The organism is Natronorubrum aibiense, assembly GCF_009392895.1.
GTDB lineage: Archaea > Halobacteriota > Halobacteria > Halobacteriales > Natrialbaceae > Natronorubrum > Natronorubrum aibiense.
Genome location: NZ_CP045488.1, coordinates 952,923 through 969,752 on the forward strand (window position 1 = coordinate 952,923; position 16,830 = coordinate 969,752).

A 16,830-nucleotide genomic window follows, 5' to 3' on the forward strand; every position below is an offset into this window, starting at 1 on the left:
CGACCGACGGCTTTAGAGTACTGAGTGATAATTCGATTTACGTTCGTGATTCAACCGGCTCGTTGCTTACTGAGGTCCAAGCAAACGAACGATCGGACCTCCCGCATGCGGAATACGTTCTCGATATCTCCGGTCCACTAAAAGTCTACGTAACCGTCGAAAGCGCGGTTCACGTGGATGCAGGCGTTGGCCGAGCAGAGATTGCGTTCGCCGAACCGACATCGGCGATATTCGGCGCACGGTCGTATCACACGTCGCCGAGGGGGACGATCACGACGACCACCGAACCGACCGACATGATGCAAGCGGTTTCGATGTTCGGGTCGGCACTGAAGACGACATCGCCTGAACGATCGTACCCGACGCTTCGTGGCCATCCACCGGCGATCGAGTTGGCCGATGAACTCGACGTACCCAAGACGCTGTGTCGACCGGAGACAGGCATCCGAATTGAAATCCCGCCGACGCTCGAACAGATCCTCGTCGTCGCACCGCTTGCGTACTATCTCGCCGCAGCGGTCGTCCCCGGATCGACGCCACAGCTCGCTACGGAAACGGGATACACGTATTCACTCGAGGATGAAGCGAGATTCGAACGGACGGTCGATCAGACGCTCAAACAGCTCTTTCTACTCGATTGTATCGTTCGGACCGAAGGGGAGACACCACTTCCGTTGTACGAACGGCAGGCGATCGAACCGGCGCTCGATTTCGACATCGCGCACCTGTACGACCGGCCAATAGCCGAGCAACTCGAAACCTATCTCGAGGTCCCGTTCGAAACAGTTCAATCGCAACTTCCCGACTGGCAGTTCGAGACTCGACTCGAGGCGCGTCCGGATTCTCTCGAGATTCTGCCGTTCCTTACGAACTACCTCCCGACGATCACCGTCGCAACCGATGCACGTCCCTTGGCTCGAACGCCGCAAGCGGGAATTCGAACGACCGACACCGATCCCGAGTCAGCCCTCCCGCTCACGCAGCAAGTCTGGGGCGACGAGGAAATCGAGATAACGGGAACCGGAACGCTGCCAGCGTTCTGGAACGGTATCACACAGTCACCGCGAGACGGCCCGCTCGAGATCGACGTCATCTGTAACGATCCGGACATGGGAACGGAGTTTGCGACAGTCCATAGCGCATACCGTGATCGAAACGATCTCCCACTCGAAGTTACCGTCCACTTCGATCTTACGACCGCCGAACTCGAGGACGTCTTCGCTCGAGAGAGCGACTTCGTTCACTATATCGGTCATATCGATGCCGACGGATTTCGGTGTTCAGATGGGACGTTAGACGCAGCGGACATCGAAACGGTCGGCACGAAAGCGTTCGTTCTCAACGCGTGTCGCTCCTACGAACAAGGGCTTCACCTCCTCGAAGCGGGGGCAATCGGAGGAATCGTCACGTTCGACGAAATCGAAAACGCGACCGCTGTCACCGCCGGAAGCACGATCGCTCGCCTGTTGAACGTTGGATTACCGCTTTATGCCACATTACACATCCTACAAAAACTCGGTTACGTTAATCAACAGTACCATATCGTGGGTGATGGGACAGTATCGGTGGTTCAGACTAATCAAGGGCTACCAACAGCCGGTCTAATACCTCGAGATAGAAGTGAAGCGGCTATTCGTTTGATTATCTATCCGACCTCTTACCAGAAGATGGGTGGTGTCTATAACCTGGCTACGAAATCAGCTGACTTATATCGATTAGCGTTTGGAACGTTAAATCTGCAATTAGAGTCAACGGCGGAACTCGTGGAATATCTCAACGCAGAATCGTTTCCTGTGTTACTGAATGGTGAACTTCGCTGGAGTACTGACGTCAAGACGTACGAACTGTAACCTGCACTCGAGTCAGAGTACCGCCGCTCTCGAGCCGCGAAACCGAAAGAAAACGTGGTGCTTAGCGTGCAGCTGCCGCGACGCGCTCTTTCTCTTCTTTCTGACTGACCGCGTAGGTCTGGACGTCGTAGTTGGCCGCGCCGGTAAGCTGGCTGGCGATGGCCTCTGCGACGGGCGTCGAGGTCTTGAACGAGTCGTTGTAGACACCTTCGGCGAGGAACTTCAGGGCCTGGTCGACACGACGCTGGGGTGCGACGTCGACGGCCTTGGGGACCGAGATGCCACCGTATTTGAGGCGGACGGTCTCCTCACGTGGGGCTGCGTTCTCGACGGCGGTGACGAGCACCTGAATCGGGTTCTCGTCGGTGCGCTCGTGGATGAGTTCGAACGCATCACGCACGTGGTTGAGCGTCTGCTGTTTCTTGCCCGTGTTCTCTTCGGTCTGCATCAAGCGGTTGATGAAGCGCTCGACGATCGAGATCTGGGACTTCTTGAACTGCTTGCTGGCGTGGCGACCGGCGGTGTGGGCGACCGGCGTCACCGTAATGTAGCGTTCGGTGGATGGATCGTTGTACGCGATCTCGTCGATCTCCCACGTGCCGAACAGTTTCGCACCGACGTCTGCGCCACCTGCGGGGGCGTCTGGATCCGGTTGGTCTTCTGCAGCCATGATTATCGCACCGGTTTCTCTGCGTTGCCGCGAACCAGTTCTTTCAGTGCAACACCGTTGACCTTGTCAACCTTGTAGTTGACACCGGAGAGGTCACCCATCGCACGACCCTTTGCCCCACCGATACCAGCGATGGTGACTTCGTCGTGTTCGTCGATGAAGCTAATTGCTCCGTCGCCGGGACAGAACGCGGTGACCTGTTTCCCGTTTTTGATCAGCTGCACTCGGACACACTTCCGAATTGCCGAGTTGGGCTGTTTTGCTTCGATACCGACTTTTTCCAGTACGATCCCTCGAGCCTGCGGTGCACCCTCGAGTGGGTCGGACTTCTCGCGAAGTCCACGGGCGCGGCGCGCGTAGTCAGAGTCGGACCACCGCTGGTTCTGGCGGTCCTTCTTGAGCTTGCGCGCGGCATACTTGCCGTTTGCCATAGTACCTGTCGCTATCCGACGAAGGCACTTAAGCATCCCTGTTTCGAGTTGTCGTTACGCCACGAGAGTCCTCGAGGGGGCCCGCTAGACGGATCTGAGCGCGTTTCGCTATTTGAGTTACGGATAGAGAACGGCCTAGCGCACCTCGGCGGGCGCGAGGAAGCCGAACTGCGTGGTGACAACAGTAGGGCCGATGAACGTAGACGACGAACTCGAGAACGAGCACCGTCTCGAATCCAGTCGTCTCGCGAGCAGACGGTGACAGCGATCAGATCAACTGTACGTCGTCGATCCCGAAGTGGCGCTCGGCGAGAGTCCGTGCGGCATCGATCGTTCGGCCGTTCGTTCCGATCGCAACACCGCGATCGGAGTCGGCAACTTCGACGTAAGCGACGGTATCGTCGTTTTCGCTGATCGTGACGTTGTACACCGCTGCTGGAGCGAGCGTGTTCGCGACGAACGTCTCGGGATCGTCGGCGTCTTCGACGAGTCTAACCGGAAGGCCGACACGCTCTTCGTACTGGTGGACGGTTCGCCCGCCGGGCCCGATCGCCTTGCTCATTCGCCCGCTCGAGACGACGACGAGTAGCCGCTTCGGTTCGGTTTCGTCGTCGTCGTCGGCAGTCTCGATGACGAGGCAATCTTGACCGTCCACCCCGGTCACGTCCTCGAAGGCAGCGAGATACTGTCGGGCGTCGTCGTCGAGGGTAACACCCATCGATTAGTCTGCCTGACCGCTTCCGGAACTGGCGTTCGTCGACCCCATCCGGAGGTCGACGTCACCGGTGCCGAGCTTGATCGGTTTGCCGACGATGACGTTCTCCGTCACGCCGTCTAAGTCGTCGACCTCGCCGTGGATTGCGGCGTTGAGCAGGTGGTTGACAGTCACTTCGAACGCCGCACGGGCCAGCACGGACTCTTTCGAACCCGAGATACCGTGTCGACCGATCGACTCGATCTCGCCACGGTTGGTCATCATATCGGCGACCAACATCAAGTGGCGAACGTTCACGTCGTCGAGCCCCTGTTCGGCCAGCGTGTTGTTCGTCTCCTCGATGATGGCCTCACGGGCGGCCTCGATACCGAGGTTGCGGTGGATCTCGTGGATGTTGTTACACGTCGTTCGCGAGGCGTCGACGCCCTCGATCTCGAGGGCGTCACCGAAGGCCGATCCCTCGGTGTAGAGGACGAACTCCTCACCGTCTTCGAGTTCTTCGCGTCGGATAACGACGCGGGAGATCTCTTCGATACCCTTGAACGTGATGTCACGCAGCTCTTCGACGAGTTGGAGCAAGTCGCGGTAGGACGGCTCCTCGGGGCCGAACTGGATCTCGGTTCCCTGCTGGATCGTGCTCACGCCGAGGTTGTCCTCGATGATCGAGGCGACCTCTTCGGGCGTGATCATGCGCTCTTTGAGGGTGTCCTCGTTGAGCGAGATCTGTACGCGCATGTCCGCGACGTTCGTCGAGACATCGCCCAGCGCGAGGATCTTCGTCGCCTCCAAGTTCCAGACGACCTCGTGGGCGCGTTCGCGCTCGGTGGCGTACTCGTCCTCGAGGTAGACGGTCATCATCGGCGTGTCCGGGGTCTTCCGAGCGTCGACCAGTTCGATCAGTCGTGGCAGCCCCTGAGTCACGTCGATCTCTGCGACACCGGCGTAGTGGAACGTGTTCATCGTTAGCTGCGTTCCGGGTTCGCCGATCGACTGGGCAGACACGGTCCCGACGGGGTCGAGCGGATCGACCCGCGTATCGAGATAGCGGGCCTCGACGGCCTTTGCGATGGCATCTGTGTCGTCGATGGTGACGTCATCGCGGCCCTCGAGTGTCTCGTAGACGTTGTCCTTGAGACGACGGGGAAGGTCGGTGTCCTCGACGACAGCGATCATGTCGTCGGTGACGTCGTAGTGGACCTCAGTCATCGGAGGTCACCTCCGTTCCCTCGACGACTCGACTATCCGCGTGCTCGGAGAGGTTCGTCGGTGCCGGTTTTCTGGTGACGAACGCTTCTCGTGCCTCCTCGGAGTCGAACTCGGCCTCGAGCACTTGATCGGCGATCGACTCGACGTCGATGTCGTTGTCGTCACCGGAGGACACCTTGACTGGCGAGGTACCGTCCTCGCCGAACTCGAACTGGACGATCGTATCCGAGGTGTCCCGGACAGTGCCGTCGTACTGGGTCTCGAGTTCCGAGAGAGCGTTGATCAGTCGGCGCTGCAGGTAGCCGGACTTGGAGGTTCGGACTGCAGTGTCGACCAGTCCCTCGCGCCCACCCATCGCGTGGAAGAAGAACTCCCGCGGGGTGAGGCCGCTGGTATAGGAGTTCTCGACGAAACCGTGGGCCTCGGCCGAGAGATCGTTCGGCTTGTAGTGGCTGAGCGTTCGGTCCTCGTATCCACGATTGATTCGTTCTCCCCGAACTGCCTGCTGGCCGACAGCACCGGCCATCTGAGTCAGGTTAAGCATCGATCCGCGGGCACCAGAGTTTGCCATGACCACTGCCGGATTGTCGTTGGCGAAGTGCTCGTCGGCGATGTTCCCCGCGTTGTCACGGGCTCGGGACAGCGTCTGCATGATCTTCATCTCGAGGGTCTCGTCGATCGTCCGACCCGGCAGGGACTCGAGTTCCCCCCGTTCGTAGGCCTCGATGAGTTCCTCGACGCGGTCGTTGGCGTCCTCGATCGTCTCGTCGATGCGAGCCTGTGCCTCGCTGGGAATCGTCTCGTCGTCGATCCCGATCGAGAACCCGAAGTGCATGATCGCACGCATCGCCAGCGTCGAAACCTCGTTGACGAAGATTCGGGCGCGAGTGTTGCCGTAGACTTTCGTGATCGTGTCGACGATCTCGCCACCGAACTCGCCGACCTCGTCTTCCGCGATAGTGCCTTCGATCAGCTGGCCGTCCTCGATGACGACCTCGTCTCCGACGGTGCCGGTGAACTCGAGGTTCAGGTCGTCGGGCAGCAGTTCGGAGAAGACGTCGTAGCCGGTCCAGAACGGCTCGCCCTCGTCGTCGATGCCACTGGGTTCTGGCAGTTCGTCGATTCGAGTCGCTCGAAGCAGGTCGAGCGCCTGCGTCTCGTTGAATCGTGGGTTGTCGTGGGTGAGCAGGTACGTCCCCGAGATGTGGTCCTGAATGGCGCCGATGATGTTCTCGCCGAAGCGGGGCGAGAGCATCTGTTCTTGAACACGCATGAGCACGCGTGCCTCGGCGCGTGCCTCCTCGTTCTGGAGGGCGTGCATGTTCATCTCGTCGCCGTCGAAGTCGGCGTTGTACGGCGGGCAGACGACGGTGTTCAGACGGAACGTCTTGTACGGCATGACCACGACCTCGTGGGCCATAATCGACATCCGGTGCAGCGACGGCTGGCGGTTGAAAATAACGATGTCACCGTCGATGAGGTGGCGGTTGACCTCCCACCCGGCCTCGACCTTCTCGGCGAGCTGTTCGCAGTTCTTTTCGGTGACCTTCAGTCGCCGGCCGTCCGGACGACGGACGTAGTTCGCGCCGGGATGGCCCTCGGGACCGTTCGAGACGAACCGACGGGCCTCCTCGAGGTTGCGCTCGGTGACGTTCATCGTCTGGGTCATCTCCTTTGCGACCCGGTCCGGAACCCCGACCTCGTTGAGCGAGAGCGTCGGGTCCGGCGAGATGACGGTCCGAGCCGAGAAGTTCACACGCTTGCCGGACAGCGAGCCACGGAAGCGGCCTTCCTTCCCCTTGAGTCGCTGGGAGAGGGTCTTGAGCGGCCGTCCAGAGCGGTGACGGGCGGGTGGCGTCCCCGAAATCTCGTTGTCCATGAACGTCGTCACGTGATACTGGAGCAGTTCCCAGAGGTCCTCGATGATCAGCTGTGGGGCACCGGCCTCGCGGTTCTCCATGAACCGCTGGTTGATCCGAATGATGTCGACCAGTTTGTGAGTCAGGTCGTCTTCGGAGCGCTGCCCGTTGTCGAGCGTGATCGACGGCCGCGCCGTGACCGGCGGGACCGGGAGCACTGTCAGGATCATCCACTCCGGCCGGGAACGCTCGGAGTTGATACCGAGCACTTCGATGTCCTCGTCGGGGATGGCTTCGAACCAGTCCCGGATATCGGAGGGCATCAGCTTGTTCGTGTCCTCCTCCGTCAGGTCGATACCGAGCGCCTTCTCGATGGACTTGCGCTGGCTCTCACGCGGGCGGAACGAGCCCGAGAGGATTTCGTTGATCCGGGTGAGCTCGATGTCGGTCTCCTCGGCGAGTTCGTCCGGCGACATCCGCTCCCCATCTTCGCCACCCTGCATCGCAGCGGCGATACGCTGGGAGTACTCGCTGGTGAGGACCTGCTGGACCTCGTAGTACGTGGTCGGCTTTTCGTGGTCGATGTCGTACTGGATCTCGCCACAGTGAGGACAGCGGTCCTTTTTGCGCGCCTGCCGGATCGCCGCCTTAGTCACGTCGTTTAAGTCACGGCTGAGTTTGCGCGACTCCGTGATCTGGTCGCGGAACTCATCGCGTTCGTCCTCCGTCAGCAGGAGCTTCGAACACTCCCGACACGTGCCACGAAGCAGCCGCCGAATGAGCTTCGTAAAGCCGACGTGGATCACGGGTGCAGCGAGTTCGATATGGCCGAAGTGGCCGTTACACGAACCCGAGTGTTGTCCGCAAGTCTTACACTCGAGGCCGGGGTCGATCACGCCGAGTCGAGGGTCCATCAGTCCCATGTCGATGGGGAACCCGTCGTCGTCGTAGGTGTCGGCGGTGATGATCTTCGTCGCGCTCATCTCCCGGTACTCTTCGGGCTCCATGAGCCCGAAGTTGATCGCTCCGATGTCTTTTGGTGTGCTGTGTTGCATGGTTTAGACGGCGTCTGCCAGTTCGAGTCGTGGTGCGATACCCAGTGCCTTCATCTCGTCCAACAGGAGCTTGAAGGCGTAGCTCATCTCGATTTCGTGGATATCGGTCTCCTCGTCACAGTTCGGACAGTAGACACGCCGTTGTTCGACGTTCTCGACCGCGCTCATCCCACACTGCCCACAGACGTGGATGAACTCGCGGTCGGACTCGTCTAGCAGTCGTTCTTTCAGCGTCATCGCGGCCCCGTGGCCGATGAACACGTCCCGTTCCATCTCCCCGATACGAAGCCCACCTTCGCGAGCACGACCCTCCGTTGGCTGGCGGGTCAGCACCTGCACCGGCCCGCGCGAACGGGCGTGCAGTTTGTTCGAGACCATGTGGTAGAGCTTCTGGTAGAAAATGATCCCAACGAAGATCTCGGCCTCGATCTTCTCGCCGGTGACGCCGGAGTACATGACCTCCTTGCCCGCGGAGTTGAAGCCAGCGTCCTCGAGTCCCCCTCGAAGCTCGGATTCGTCTTCGCCGAGGAACGGCGTGCCGTCGACACGACGGCCCTCCATCGCACCGAGTTTGCCACCGATCATCTCGAGGATGTGGCCGACGGTCATCCGCGACGGTAGGGCGTGTGGGTTGAGAACAAGGTCGGGGACGACGCCGTCCTGCGTAAACGGCATGTCTTCCTGGGGTGCGAGGTGGCCGACGACACCCTTCTGACCGTGTCGGCTTGCGAACTTGTCGCCGAGTTCGGGGATCCGTTCGTCACGTACGGACACCTTCGAGAGCTTCGAGCCGTCTTCGCCTTCCATCAGTGTGACGGTGTCGACGACACCGGATTCGCCCGAGCGCATCGTCACCGACGTCTCGCGGCGTTTCTGTGGCGAGAGGCCACCCATGTCGTCGGGTTCTTCGAGGAAGCGTGGCGGCGACGTCTTGCCGAGCAACACCGAGTTCTCGTCAACTTTGGTTTCGGGGTTAACGAGACCGTCGTCGTCGAGATGCGCGTAGGCTTCCTCACCACGTGCTCCACGAACGTCCTGACTCGGGATCTCGAAGCGGTCTTCCTGTCCACCGGGGTACCGTCGCTCCTCTCCCTCGTAGGTCCGGAAGAAGTGCGAGCGAGCGAGCGCGCGCTCGACGCTGGCTTTGTTCATGACCAGCGCGTCTTCGATGTTGAACCCTTCGTAACTCATCACGGCGACGACGAAGTTCTGTGCGGCGGGTCGGTCGTCGAAGCCGATCTGCTCGGTCGTCTGGGTCTTGACCATCGAGAGCTGCGGGTAGTGCAGCAGGTGCTGGCGCGTGTCCGGCCGGATTCGGTAGTTCGCACTCGGGAGTCCGAGCGACTGTTTGACCATCCCTGCACCCATCGTAATACGCGGGCTGGCGTTGTGTTCGGGGTACGGAATCATCCCGGCACCGATCCCGAAGATCAGCGAGGGATCGATCTCGAGGTGCGTGTGCTCTTCGCTGACGTCGTCCTCGTCGACAGCGACGTAGATGTCCTCTTCTTCCTCCGCGTCGATGAACTCGATGTAGCCGTGGTCGACGAGGTCCTCGAACTCGAGGTCCCCCTGTCGAAGTGCCTCGATCTCCTGGTCGGAGATCCGGGGCTCGCCGTCTTCGACGACCAGCAGCGGACGCCGTGCACGCCCGGCATCGGCGTTGACGATTACTTCGCGAGTGCGCTCTTTGACCGAGACGTTGACCATCTCGCTGACGTCGCCGATTCGTCGCGCTTCGCGGATCTGTTCTGCGAGTTCGTGCGGATCGGGGTGCGTGCCGACCAGCGATCCGTTGACGTAGACCTTGGCTTCTCGTTGTTGGCTGCTCATTGTATTAGTCGTCTGCCGTCGATGTCGATCGTTCGATGCCCTCGAGGCCTGGAATGCCCTCGACGCCCATCGATGCCAGTTCGCGTTTGAGGTCCTGTTCGTCCTCGACGTTCTGGGAGAGTTCCATCGCCTGCGCGAAGTTCTTCACCAGCCCACAGTTGGGCCCTTCGGGCGTCTCGGAGGGACAGATACGACCCCACTGGGTCGCGTGGAGGTCCCGTGCCTCGAAGTGGGGCTGACTGCGCGACAGCGGCGATCGGAGGCGCCGGAGGTGTGACAGCACGCCCATGAAGTCCGTCCGGTCGACCAGCTGGCTCACGCCGGAGCGGCCACCGACCCAGTTCCCCGTCGCGATCGGATGCTCGAGGCGTTCGGTAAGCACGTCCGAGCGAACAACCGTCGAGACCGACAGATTCCGGTTTCGCATGTTCGCACGCTCGAGCTGGTATTTGACGTCCCGTGCCAGCTTGTTCAGCGCGGTCCGGAACAGGTCTTTCATCAGGTCGCCGCTGACCTTCAGGCGTTTGTTGGCGTAGTGGTCCTTGTCGTCGGCCTCGCGTCGGTTGAGCGCAAGTTCGAAACAGGCCTCGGCCATCCGACAGAGGTAGTGGGCCTTGTTGATCCGGACGGCCTCTTCCTCGACACCGTCTTCGTGGAGGTGTGGCAGGAGGTAGCGGTCGATGACGTAGTTCGCCCGTTTGAGCTGGTAGTTTTTCCCCTGGCCCGAGGCGACCCGTTTCCCGAGTGCCTCGATAGCCTCTTCCTCAGTCTGGACTTCCGCTTCCTCCAGATTCTCGAGCATGTACTTGACGACCTCGGGGTCGTTCGAGACCTTGTGGACGATCTCCTCGTCCGACTCGAGGCCCAGCGCGCGCACGAGCGTGACGAAGTTGATCGAACCCGACACGGACGGGAACGAGACCTCGAGCAAGCCGTCTCGAGTTCGCTCACACAGTACCAGTGCGCGGTAGCCACGGCGCTGGGAGAAGGTCTTGGCGACCTGAATCTCGTCGCCGTACTTGGTGTCGTACTCGGCGAGAATCTTGTTCGGCGCGAGGTCCTCGCTGGTCATCAGGACTCGCTCGGAGCCGTTGACGATGAAGTAGCCTCCGGGGTCGGCGGGGTCTTCACCGATCTCGATTAGTTCCTCGTCGGAGAAGCCGGCGATGTTACACTTATCCGAGCCGACCATGATCGGCATCCGGCCGATCTTCGTTTCGGTCGAGTCGACGACCCGCTGGTCGCCTTCTTCGCCTTTGACGATGGACATCTCCATGAAGACAGGCGCGGAGTAGGTGATGTTGCGAAGTCGGGCCTCCTGTGGATAGAGGAGCTCCTCCGATCCGTCGGCTTCGCGCACACGCGGCGTGACGACACGGACGTCGCCGAGTTCGACGTGGACCGGTTCCTCGCCCTCTTTGTCGCCGATGTCTGTGTCGATCGTTGCTTTCTCGTCGACGACCTCCTGCATCCCCCGGTTGAGGAAGGCGTTGAACGATCGGTAGTGGTGCTCGGCGAGTCGTTCCCTCGAGAAGTATTCGCGCGAAATGTCGCGTCGTTTGGTTCGGTCGAGTTCTGTTGCCATTTATTCCACCACAAGTCGATAGATAACCGCCTGATCGGTCGTCCGCGAGTTCCGAACGATCTTGATGACGTCGCCGGCTTCCGCTTCGTCCGGCAGTGCGGCATCTGTCCGTTTGATTTTCGGCAGGTCTGTGCGATCGATGTCGTACTCCGAAAGTACCTCCTCGAGGACGTCCTCCTCGAGAACGGTGTGCTCCGGAACGAGTTCGTGTTGGCTTACGTCTACCATGTGTTGAGTTTGATGTGCGTGTGGGCTATCGGGAAAGAAGCGGCTGTCACGAGATACTACAGGCAGATACCGGTGGGACGCATTTAACGGTTACTAACTCGAACGGGAGCAACAGCTACTCGGCCTGGCAAACCTGACCGGAGGTGCCGATCACACTCGATACTAACCGAGTATCAGTTAAATTCCTTGTGGAGTCTGTGAACTGGTGACACAGAACTGCCTCGAACGAGGGTTTTCGTGGCCCGATTCACCGTACCATACGGCATTCGATTGGAAAGCCTTAAGAAGTTCACCGGGAAAGGAAGAGTTGCAGGAAGCCCGGGTGGTGTAGTGGCCCATCATACAACCCTGTCACGGTTGTGACGCGGGTTCAAATCCCGCCTCGGGCGCTTCTTCAATACTCAACTTCTCGAAGAGCCAGTGTACTGTGTTGTATCCTTCTGGACCTCGAGGGCCACAGTTCTATCTTCAAAACACTGCGCTGGAGAACGCCCAATGTCCCTCTATAGTAACAACGGAAACGGTTTATACACCGATCGCACAACGGCTGTGCGATCGGGTGTGCACTGACTTTCAGTGGCTACTATAGCATCCGTGGACAGAAATCACTTATTTCGAACTCGCAGCAGCTCACCGATCGAGGTAAACAGTAACTGACATGATGTGAAATGGCTACCCTCAAACAAAATCTCCCATCGGCGACAGACTAAATCTGTCTGCACTAGATGGTAAACAGTCTGGCAAATATCTATAACACAACCCTTAAGAAGTTCACCGGGAAAGAAAGAGTTGCAGGAAGCCCGGGTGGTGTAGTGGCCCATCATACGACCCTGTCACGGTCGTGACGCGGGTTCAAATCCCGCCTCGGGCGCTTCTTTGATTTCTAACCAGAGAGTGACCGATTTTGCTGCGTTTTGCAGGTTGTAACTTCACGAAGCATCGACGAGAAATTTGAAAGCGAGTTGTATCTCCGAACAACGCGTTGTACTGTACGATCGGCCGACTCTGACGGTAACAGAGCTCGAAATTGACTACCCAAGTATAGACTATCTCACATATCGGTTCGACAAACGACTCCCGGAATACAAACCCAGCGAGTCAGAACGTAACTGATTCAGATGAATCAGGCCCACAAACACGAATTCGGCAATAATATTGCATGGCAGGTTCGACCAAAATACTAATTATTTAGTATCCACTTAGTTTTTACCTGAAAAACGGCTCCAAGTTCCAGATTTACTTTCCTCTAGGTATTATGACTCCACCGATCTCAGTTCTTATCGTCGACAACGAACCGGGATTCGCCGACCTCGTCGGCGAAATGCTCGAGCGCGAACACGACTCGATCGTCGCCGACTCAGCGCTGAACGCCACCGAGGCGCTTTCGATTCTCGAGGAGCGGTCGGTCGACTGCATCGTCAGCGATTACGAGATGCCGAAGATGACGGGACTCGAGTTGCTCGAGCGGATTCGTGAAGACGACCCGGAACTCCCGTTTATCCTCTTTACTGGCCGTGGATCAGAAGAACTCGCCAGTGACGCGATCGCTGCGGGCGTGACCCAGTATCTCCAGAAAGAGTCCGGGAAGAAGCAGTACGCGCTGCTCGCAAACCAGATCACGAACGCCGTCTCGCAGTACCGGACCGAAACGGAACTCCGTGAGAGCGAGCGGCGGTACGAACGGACCTTGACGACGTTACACGAGACGACGCGCGATCTGATGCGTGCAAGTACGAAAGACGAGATCTATCGTGCAGCGGTCGAGACCGCGGGTGAGATCCTCGACGTTCCAGTCGCTGCGGCCTACACGTTCGAGCCGACAGACGGAGTACTTGAGCACGCCGCATCGACACAGGAATCACGGAACGTCGCCGAGCCGAAGCCACAGTTCGAGCACGGTTCGGGCCGTATCTGGGACGTCTTTTCCGACGGCGAGAGCGCCTATTACGAGGACGTCACTCGAGAGTCGACTCTCGCAAAGACGGAGAGTCGAAGCGAACTGCTCGTTCCACTGGGAACCCACGGGGTGTTGATCGCGGGGGCGAACGAGGTCGACGGCATCGACGAGCCGATGACTGAATTGCTGCACATTCTGGCGGCGAACACGGAAGCGGCGCTCGATCGAGCGGAGCGCGAGCAGTTACTGCGGGAGAACGATCGAACGCTCACCCGACAAAACGAGGAGTTGACGCGGCTCAATCACACGAACGAGATCGTTCGGGAGATCAATCATGGCGTCACACAGGCATCCACGCGTGACGAAATCGAGACGCGCGTGTGTGAGCGGCTGGCCGATACCGAGCGCTACTGTTTCGCCTGGATCGCCTCGAGCGATACTCGCCCGCCGGAACCGAGTTCGTGGGCCGGTGTCGACGGAGCGTACATCGATCAGATCCGCGAGAGCGGGGCAGCGGCCCCCGAACGACAGCTTATCAGCGCGACGCTCGAAGAAGAACGCGTCCAGGTCATCCGAAACGTTCTCGAGGCCGACGGCTGGGATCAGCGTCGAAAAGCGGCGTTGACCTACGGCTACCAGACGATACTCGCGGTTCCGCTGACGGACGACGACCGACGATACGGTGTGTTACTCGTCCACGTGTCGGGAGTCGACTCCATCGGGGAGAGCGAACAGGAGGTGCTCGGTGAACTCGGCGAGACGATCGGCCACGCGATCCGATCGGTCGAACGGACGCGGGCGATACTCACCGACAGTCGGCTCGAACTCGAGCTTGCATGTCACGACTCGCGACTGTTACTGAACCGACTCGCCGAGCGCGCCGAGGGGCAAGTCGCTATCGAGGGTGTCCTCGAGCGAGACGACGAAGTCGTCGTCTTCCTCAGTGCGCCGGTGGACACGGAGTTTGCGACACTCGAGCAGTGGGCGTCAGTCGAGCGGGTTTCGATCGTCTCAGAGGGCGACAGCAGCCTTTTACTCGAGTTAACCGTTTCCTCGTCGCCGTTTTTAGAGATCCTCCGGACGTACGATATCCAGTTGCGGACCGCAACGGCCCAGAACGGGACGGCGATGCTCGTGCTCGAAGTCCCACAGCAGGTCGAAACCCGGTCGGTGGTCGAGACGATCAGAGAACGGTATCCGGAGACAGAGCTAGAAGCACGACGCGAAACGACCAGTGCGCGCTCGACTCGACGACTCGATACGCAACTCGAGGAGGTGCTGACGGACCGACAGTTCGAGGCATTGCAGGCGGCTCACTACAGCGGCTTCTTCGAGTGGCCTCGTGAGAGCACCGGTGAAGAGCTCGCGGCGGTCCTCGATGTCTCCGCACCGACGTACCATTATCACTTGCGAGCGGCCGAACGGAAACTCGTTACGCTCGCGTTCGATCGGAACGTCGGGTGAGAGGCGTCGTTCCGCCGGAACACGGCTCCAACGTCTCTACTGTCCGACACCGAGAAGTCACACGGCACATAGAGACACGACCGTCGTTATCGGCAAGGTGCCACGAGTGGACGGTCACAGCTAATGTCGAACGATCGGGCAGCGTCAGCGCCGGCAGCCTCGAGTCGCCTGCCGCAGTCATTCGGGGTTACCAGTCACGTGGCACCGAACCGAGCGGTGATCGTCTAGTGGCCGCAATCGGTGCGTCGATTTCCGAGAGGCACTAATCAATTAGGGTGACGATTCACGACACACTAATTAATTAGAAATCACATTTAACCCCGGTCAGACCTTATGCCTAAATGGCGATCTGCGATAACCTGTCGCCACCCCCCAATCCCCCCACCCCCACTTTTCACAGACGACTGGCCAGTGAGCGGATGGTATCCGAGAGAAAACGGTGCGCGTACCGGCACAGCGAGACGAGGGACGGCCACCAGCTGCGATGATGACGACACCCGTCGTTCAGTTACTGCGGGCCGATCGACTCTTCCCACTCGATCCAGTCCAGTTCCCAGCCTCGGCGGGATTCGGCGCGACGGATCGCGTGTTCGAGATCCTCGCGAGCCGTTCGGTTGCGTTCGATGGTTCCCGACTGTTCGCCCTCGACCAACAATGGGTCGAAGGAGACAGCGTCAAACCGAGTCCGGTCGCCGGTAGCCGACATCGCCTCGAGTCGCTGGTGCTGCGTTCCGCGGGGGAAGACGAGTCGTCCATCAGCCGTCAGCTGCTCGCGTAACGCCCGCGGCGGTTCGACAGTCGCGGCCTCGAGCAGGATACGATCGAATGGGGCGTACTCGGGGAACCCGCGTGCTCCGTCGCGGCGATCGACGAGTACGCCGTCGTAGCCCGCTCGCTCGAGGTTCTGTCTCGCTTCGATGACGAGCGGTCGGGAGATGTCGATGGCGTGGACGTTCGTTTCGCCGACGAGCTCCGCGGCAACGGCAGCCGTGTAGCCGACACCGGCCCCGACGATCAGAACTTCGTCGTCGTCCTCGAGCGCGAGCGCTTGCAACATGCGTGCGACCGTACTCGGCGCGAGGACGCGGGTCCCGAGCACCTCGTGTTCGCGATCCGCGTACGCCAGTCGATCGTCGTCGACGAACTCGTGACGCGGGACGTCACGCATCGCAACGGCGACAGACTCATTCTGGAGAACGTCCTTGACGGCGGACTCGAGGCTGTCGACCATATCCTCCCGCAGTACCGCGAGATCCATACTCGGAGCTATCGCTCCAGTTGTTATCAATGGCGCGCTTGCGCTACTCGGTGAACCCACGGAAGAAACAACAAGCCGACTGTCGTGTCGAGGCGTTACCAGGCCGACCAGGCGCTGCTCTGTTCGTCGTAAGCGTAGACTCGTTTGGTATCCTTCGCGAAGATCGTATCGCCGGGTTCCTCGTAGCGATCACGGCGGTAGCCGGAGGCGTCCTTGCGAACGACGAAGGCGTCGATTTCGAACTCGTCGTCGCCGAACGTCTCGGTCGCGCCGACCTCGAACTCGTAGTCGCCGGGGACGTGGACCGTGATGCTGCGACTGTCGTTTCGCGACCCGTCCTGTGGGTGAACGGTGACGTTGACCGCGACGTTGTCGACTTCGCGGGTCCAGACGGTCTCGATCTCGTCCGCGCTGGCCTCGTCGACGCGTTTCTGCCCGTCGAGTTCGAGACTCGTGACGCGGACCGTCGAGAGCACTTCCTCGGTCTCGAGAATGAACTCGTCGCCGACTTCGATGGTCTCGTCCTCTGGCGTCGTCACGTTCGCCGTGAAGGACTCGCCGTCTTGAGAGACGACGACGTCGAGCGTCACCTCACGCTCGCGTTCGGGCTGGATCTTGTGGACGTGGCTACACTCGCTACAGCGAACCGTGACGGTGCCGCCGCCTTCGGTCGTCGTCAACACCTCGTGGACCGTCTCGAGGTCCGGCGAACAGGACGGACATGGCGTCGGAACGCGGTCCGGAATATCGTTCATAATACCGTCTATACGCTACGTCCG

At 59.9% G+C, this 16,830-nt stretch carries 12 protein-coding genes and 2 tRNA genes; 4 read left to right on the plus strand and 10 right to left on the minus strand.

Annotation, left to right across the window (positions count from 1 at the left end; all coding sequences use genetic code 11):
* Positions 1–173 precede the first annotated feature (173 nt).
* The gene (locus tag GCU68_RS04720) at positions 174–1,850 is read left to right on the plus strand and encodes a hypothetical protein (protein ID WP_227014934.1); all 1,677 of its coding nucleotides are present in this window, start codon (positions 174–176) and stop codon (positions 1,848–1,850) included.
* A gap of 61 nt (positions 1,851–1,911) precedes the next feature.
* On the opposite strand, the gene GCU68_RS04725 is transcribed toward GCU68_RS04720, so the two are convergent.
* From GCU68_RS04725 to GCU68_RS04760, 8 genes are all read right to left on the minus strand, one after another.
* On the minus strand, positions 1,912–2,520 hold the full coding sequence (locus GCU68_RS04725) for a 30S ribosomal protein S7 (RefSeq protein WP_152939437.1): 609 nt from the start codon (positions 2,518–2,520) through the stop codon (positions 1,912–1,914).
* Between the two features lie 2 nt (positions 2,521–2,522).
* Positions 2,523–2,951, minus strand: a complete 429-nt coding sequence (locus tag GCU68_RS04730) for a 30S ribosomal protein S12 (RefSeq protein ID WP_004267302.1) — start codon at positions 2,949–2,951, stop codon at positions 2,523–2,525.
* Between the two features lie 268 nt (positions 2,952–3,219).
* Positions 3,220–3,669, minus strand: coding sequence for a NusA-like transcription termination signal-binding factor (locus tag GCU68_RS04735; protein WP_152939438.1), 450 nt, complete (start codon positions 3,667–3,669; stop codon positions 3,220–3,222).
* 3 nt (positions 3,670–3,672) lie between these two features.
* Positions 3,673–4,872 (minus strand): DNA-directed RNA polymerase subunit A'', encoded by a 1,200-nt coding sequence (gene rpoA2, locus GCU68_RS04740; RefSeq protein ID WP_152939439.1) that lies wholly within the window; start codon positions 4,870–4,872, stop codon positions 3,673–3,675.
* The gene (locus tag GCU68_RS04745; RefSeq protein ID WP_152939441.1) at positions 4,865–7,786 is read right to left on the minus strand and encodes a DNA-directed RNA polymerase subunit A'; all 2,922 of its coding nucleotides are present in this window, start codon (positions 7,784–7,786) and stop codon (positions 4,865–4,867) included. The genes rpoA2 and GCU68_RS04745 overlap by 8 nt, the downstream gene beginning before the upstream one ends.
* Before the next feature lie 3 nt (positions 7,787–7,789).
* A complete protein-coding gene (gene rpoB, locus GCU68_RS04750) occupies positions 7,790–9,619 on the minus strand; it encodes a DNA-directed RNA polymerase subunit B (RefSeq protein ID WP_152939443.1) in 1,830 nt (609 codons plus the stop codon).
* Between the two features lie 4 nt (positions 9,620–9,623).
* Positions 9,624–11,204: a DNA-directed RNA polymerase subunit B'' gene (locus GCU68_RS04755; protein ID WP_152939445.1), complete on the minus strand. Its 1,581-nt coding sequence runs from the start codon at positions 11,202–11,204 to the stop codon at positions 9,624–9,626.
* A complete protein-coding gene (locus tag GCU68_RS04760; RefSeq protein WP_152939447.1) occupies positions 11,205–11,432 on the minus strand; it encodes a DNA-directed RNA polymerase subunit H in 228 nt (75 codons plus the stop codon). It abuts the gene before it with no gap.
* Between the two features lie 316 nt (positions 11,433–11,748).
* Between GCU68_RS04760 and GCU68_RS04765 the strand changes: the two genes are divergently transcribed.
* The 3 genes from GCU68_RS04765 to GCU68_RS04775 all read left to right on the plus strand — a co-directional run bounded on the left by GCU68_RS04765 (position 11,749) and on the right by GCU68_RS04775 (position 14,793).
* Positions 11,749–11,821 (plus strand) — tRNA-Asp (locus tag GCU68_RS04765).
* Positions 11,822–12,230: 409 nt separating this feature from the next.
* Positions 12,231–12,303, plus strand: a tRNA-Asp gene (locus GCU68_RS04770).
* Positions 12,304–12,687: 384 nt separating this feature from the next.
* The gene (locus tag GCU68_RS04775) at positions 12,688–14,793 is read left to right on the plus strand and encodes a bacterio-opsin activator domain-containing protein (RefSeq protein WP_152939449.1); all 2,106 of its coding nucleotides are present in this window, start codon (positions 12,688–12,690) and stop codon (positions 14,791–14,793) included.
* Between the two features lie 508 nt (positions 14,794–15,301).
* Here the strand turns inward: GCU68_RS04775 and GCU68_RS04780 are convergent.
* A complete protein-coding gene (locus GCU68_RS04780) occupies positions 15,302–16,051 on the minus strand; it encodes a protein-L-isoaspartate O-methyltransferase family protein (RefSeq protein WP_152939451.1) in 750 nt (249 codons plus the stop codon).
* Positions 16,052–16,146: 95 nt separating this feature from the next.
* Complete coding sequence (locus GCU68_RS04785) at positions 16,147–16,806, minus strand: HVO_0476 family zinc finger protein (RefSeq protein ID WP_152939453.1); 660 nt, start codon at positions 16,804–16,806, stop codon at positions 16,147–16,149.
* Positions 16,807–16,830: the final 24 nt, after the last annotated feature.

Coding starts and splice junctions, on each gene's coding strand:
- GCU68_RS04755 (WP_152939445.1), bottom strand. CDS start 11,204: ATGGCAACAGAACTCGACCGAACCAAACGACGCGACATTTCGCGCGAA.
- GCU68_RS04775 (WP_152939449.1), top strand. CDS start 12,688: ATGACTCCACCGATCTCAGTTCTTATCGTCGACAACGAACCGGGATTC.
- GCU68_RS04760 (WP_152939447.1), bottom strand. CDS start 11,432: ATGGTAGACGTAAGCCAACACGAACTCGTTCCGGAGCACACCGTTCTC.
- GCU68_RS04735 (WP_152939438.1), bottom strand. CDS start 3,669: ATGGGTGTTACCCTCGACGACGACGCCCGACAGTATCTCGCTGCCTTC.
- GCU68_RS04780 (WP_152939451.1), bottom strand. CDS start 16,051: ATGGATCTCGCGGTACTGCGGGAGGATATGGTCGACAGCCTCGAGTCC.
- GCU68_RS04730 (WP_004267302.1), bottom strand. CDS start 2,951: ATGGCAAACGGCAAGTATGCCGCGCGCAAGCTCAAGAAGGACCGCCAG.
- GCU68_RS04745 (WP_152939441.1), bottom strand. CDS start 7,786: ATGCAACACAGCACACCAAAAGACATCGGAGCGATCAACTTCGGGCTC.
- rpoA2 (WP_152939439.1), bottom strand. CDS start 4,872: ATGACTGAGGTCCACTACGACGTCACCGACGACATGATCGCTGTCGTC.
- rpoB (WP_152939443.1), bottom strand. CDS start 9,619: ATGAGCAGCCAACAACGAGAAGCCAAGGTCTACGTCAACGGATCGCTG.
- GCU68_RS04785 (WP_152939453.1), bottom strand. CDS start 16,806: ATGAACGATATTCCGGACCGCGTTCCGACGCCATGTCCGTCCTGTTCG.
- GCU68_RS04725 (WP_152939437.1), bottom strand. CDS start 2,520: ATGGCTGCAGAAGACCAACCGGATCCAGACGCCCCCGCAGGTGGCGCA.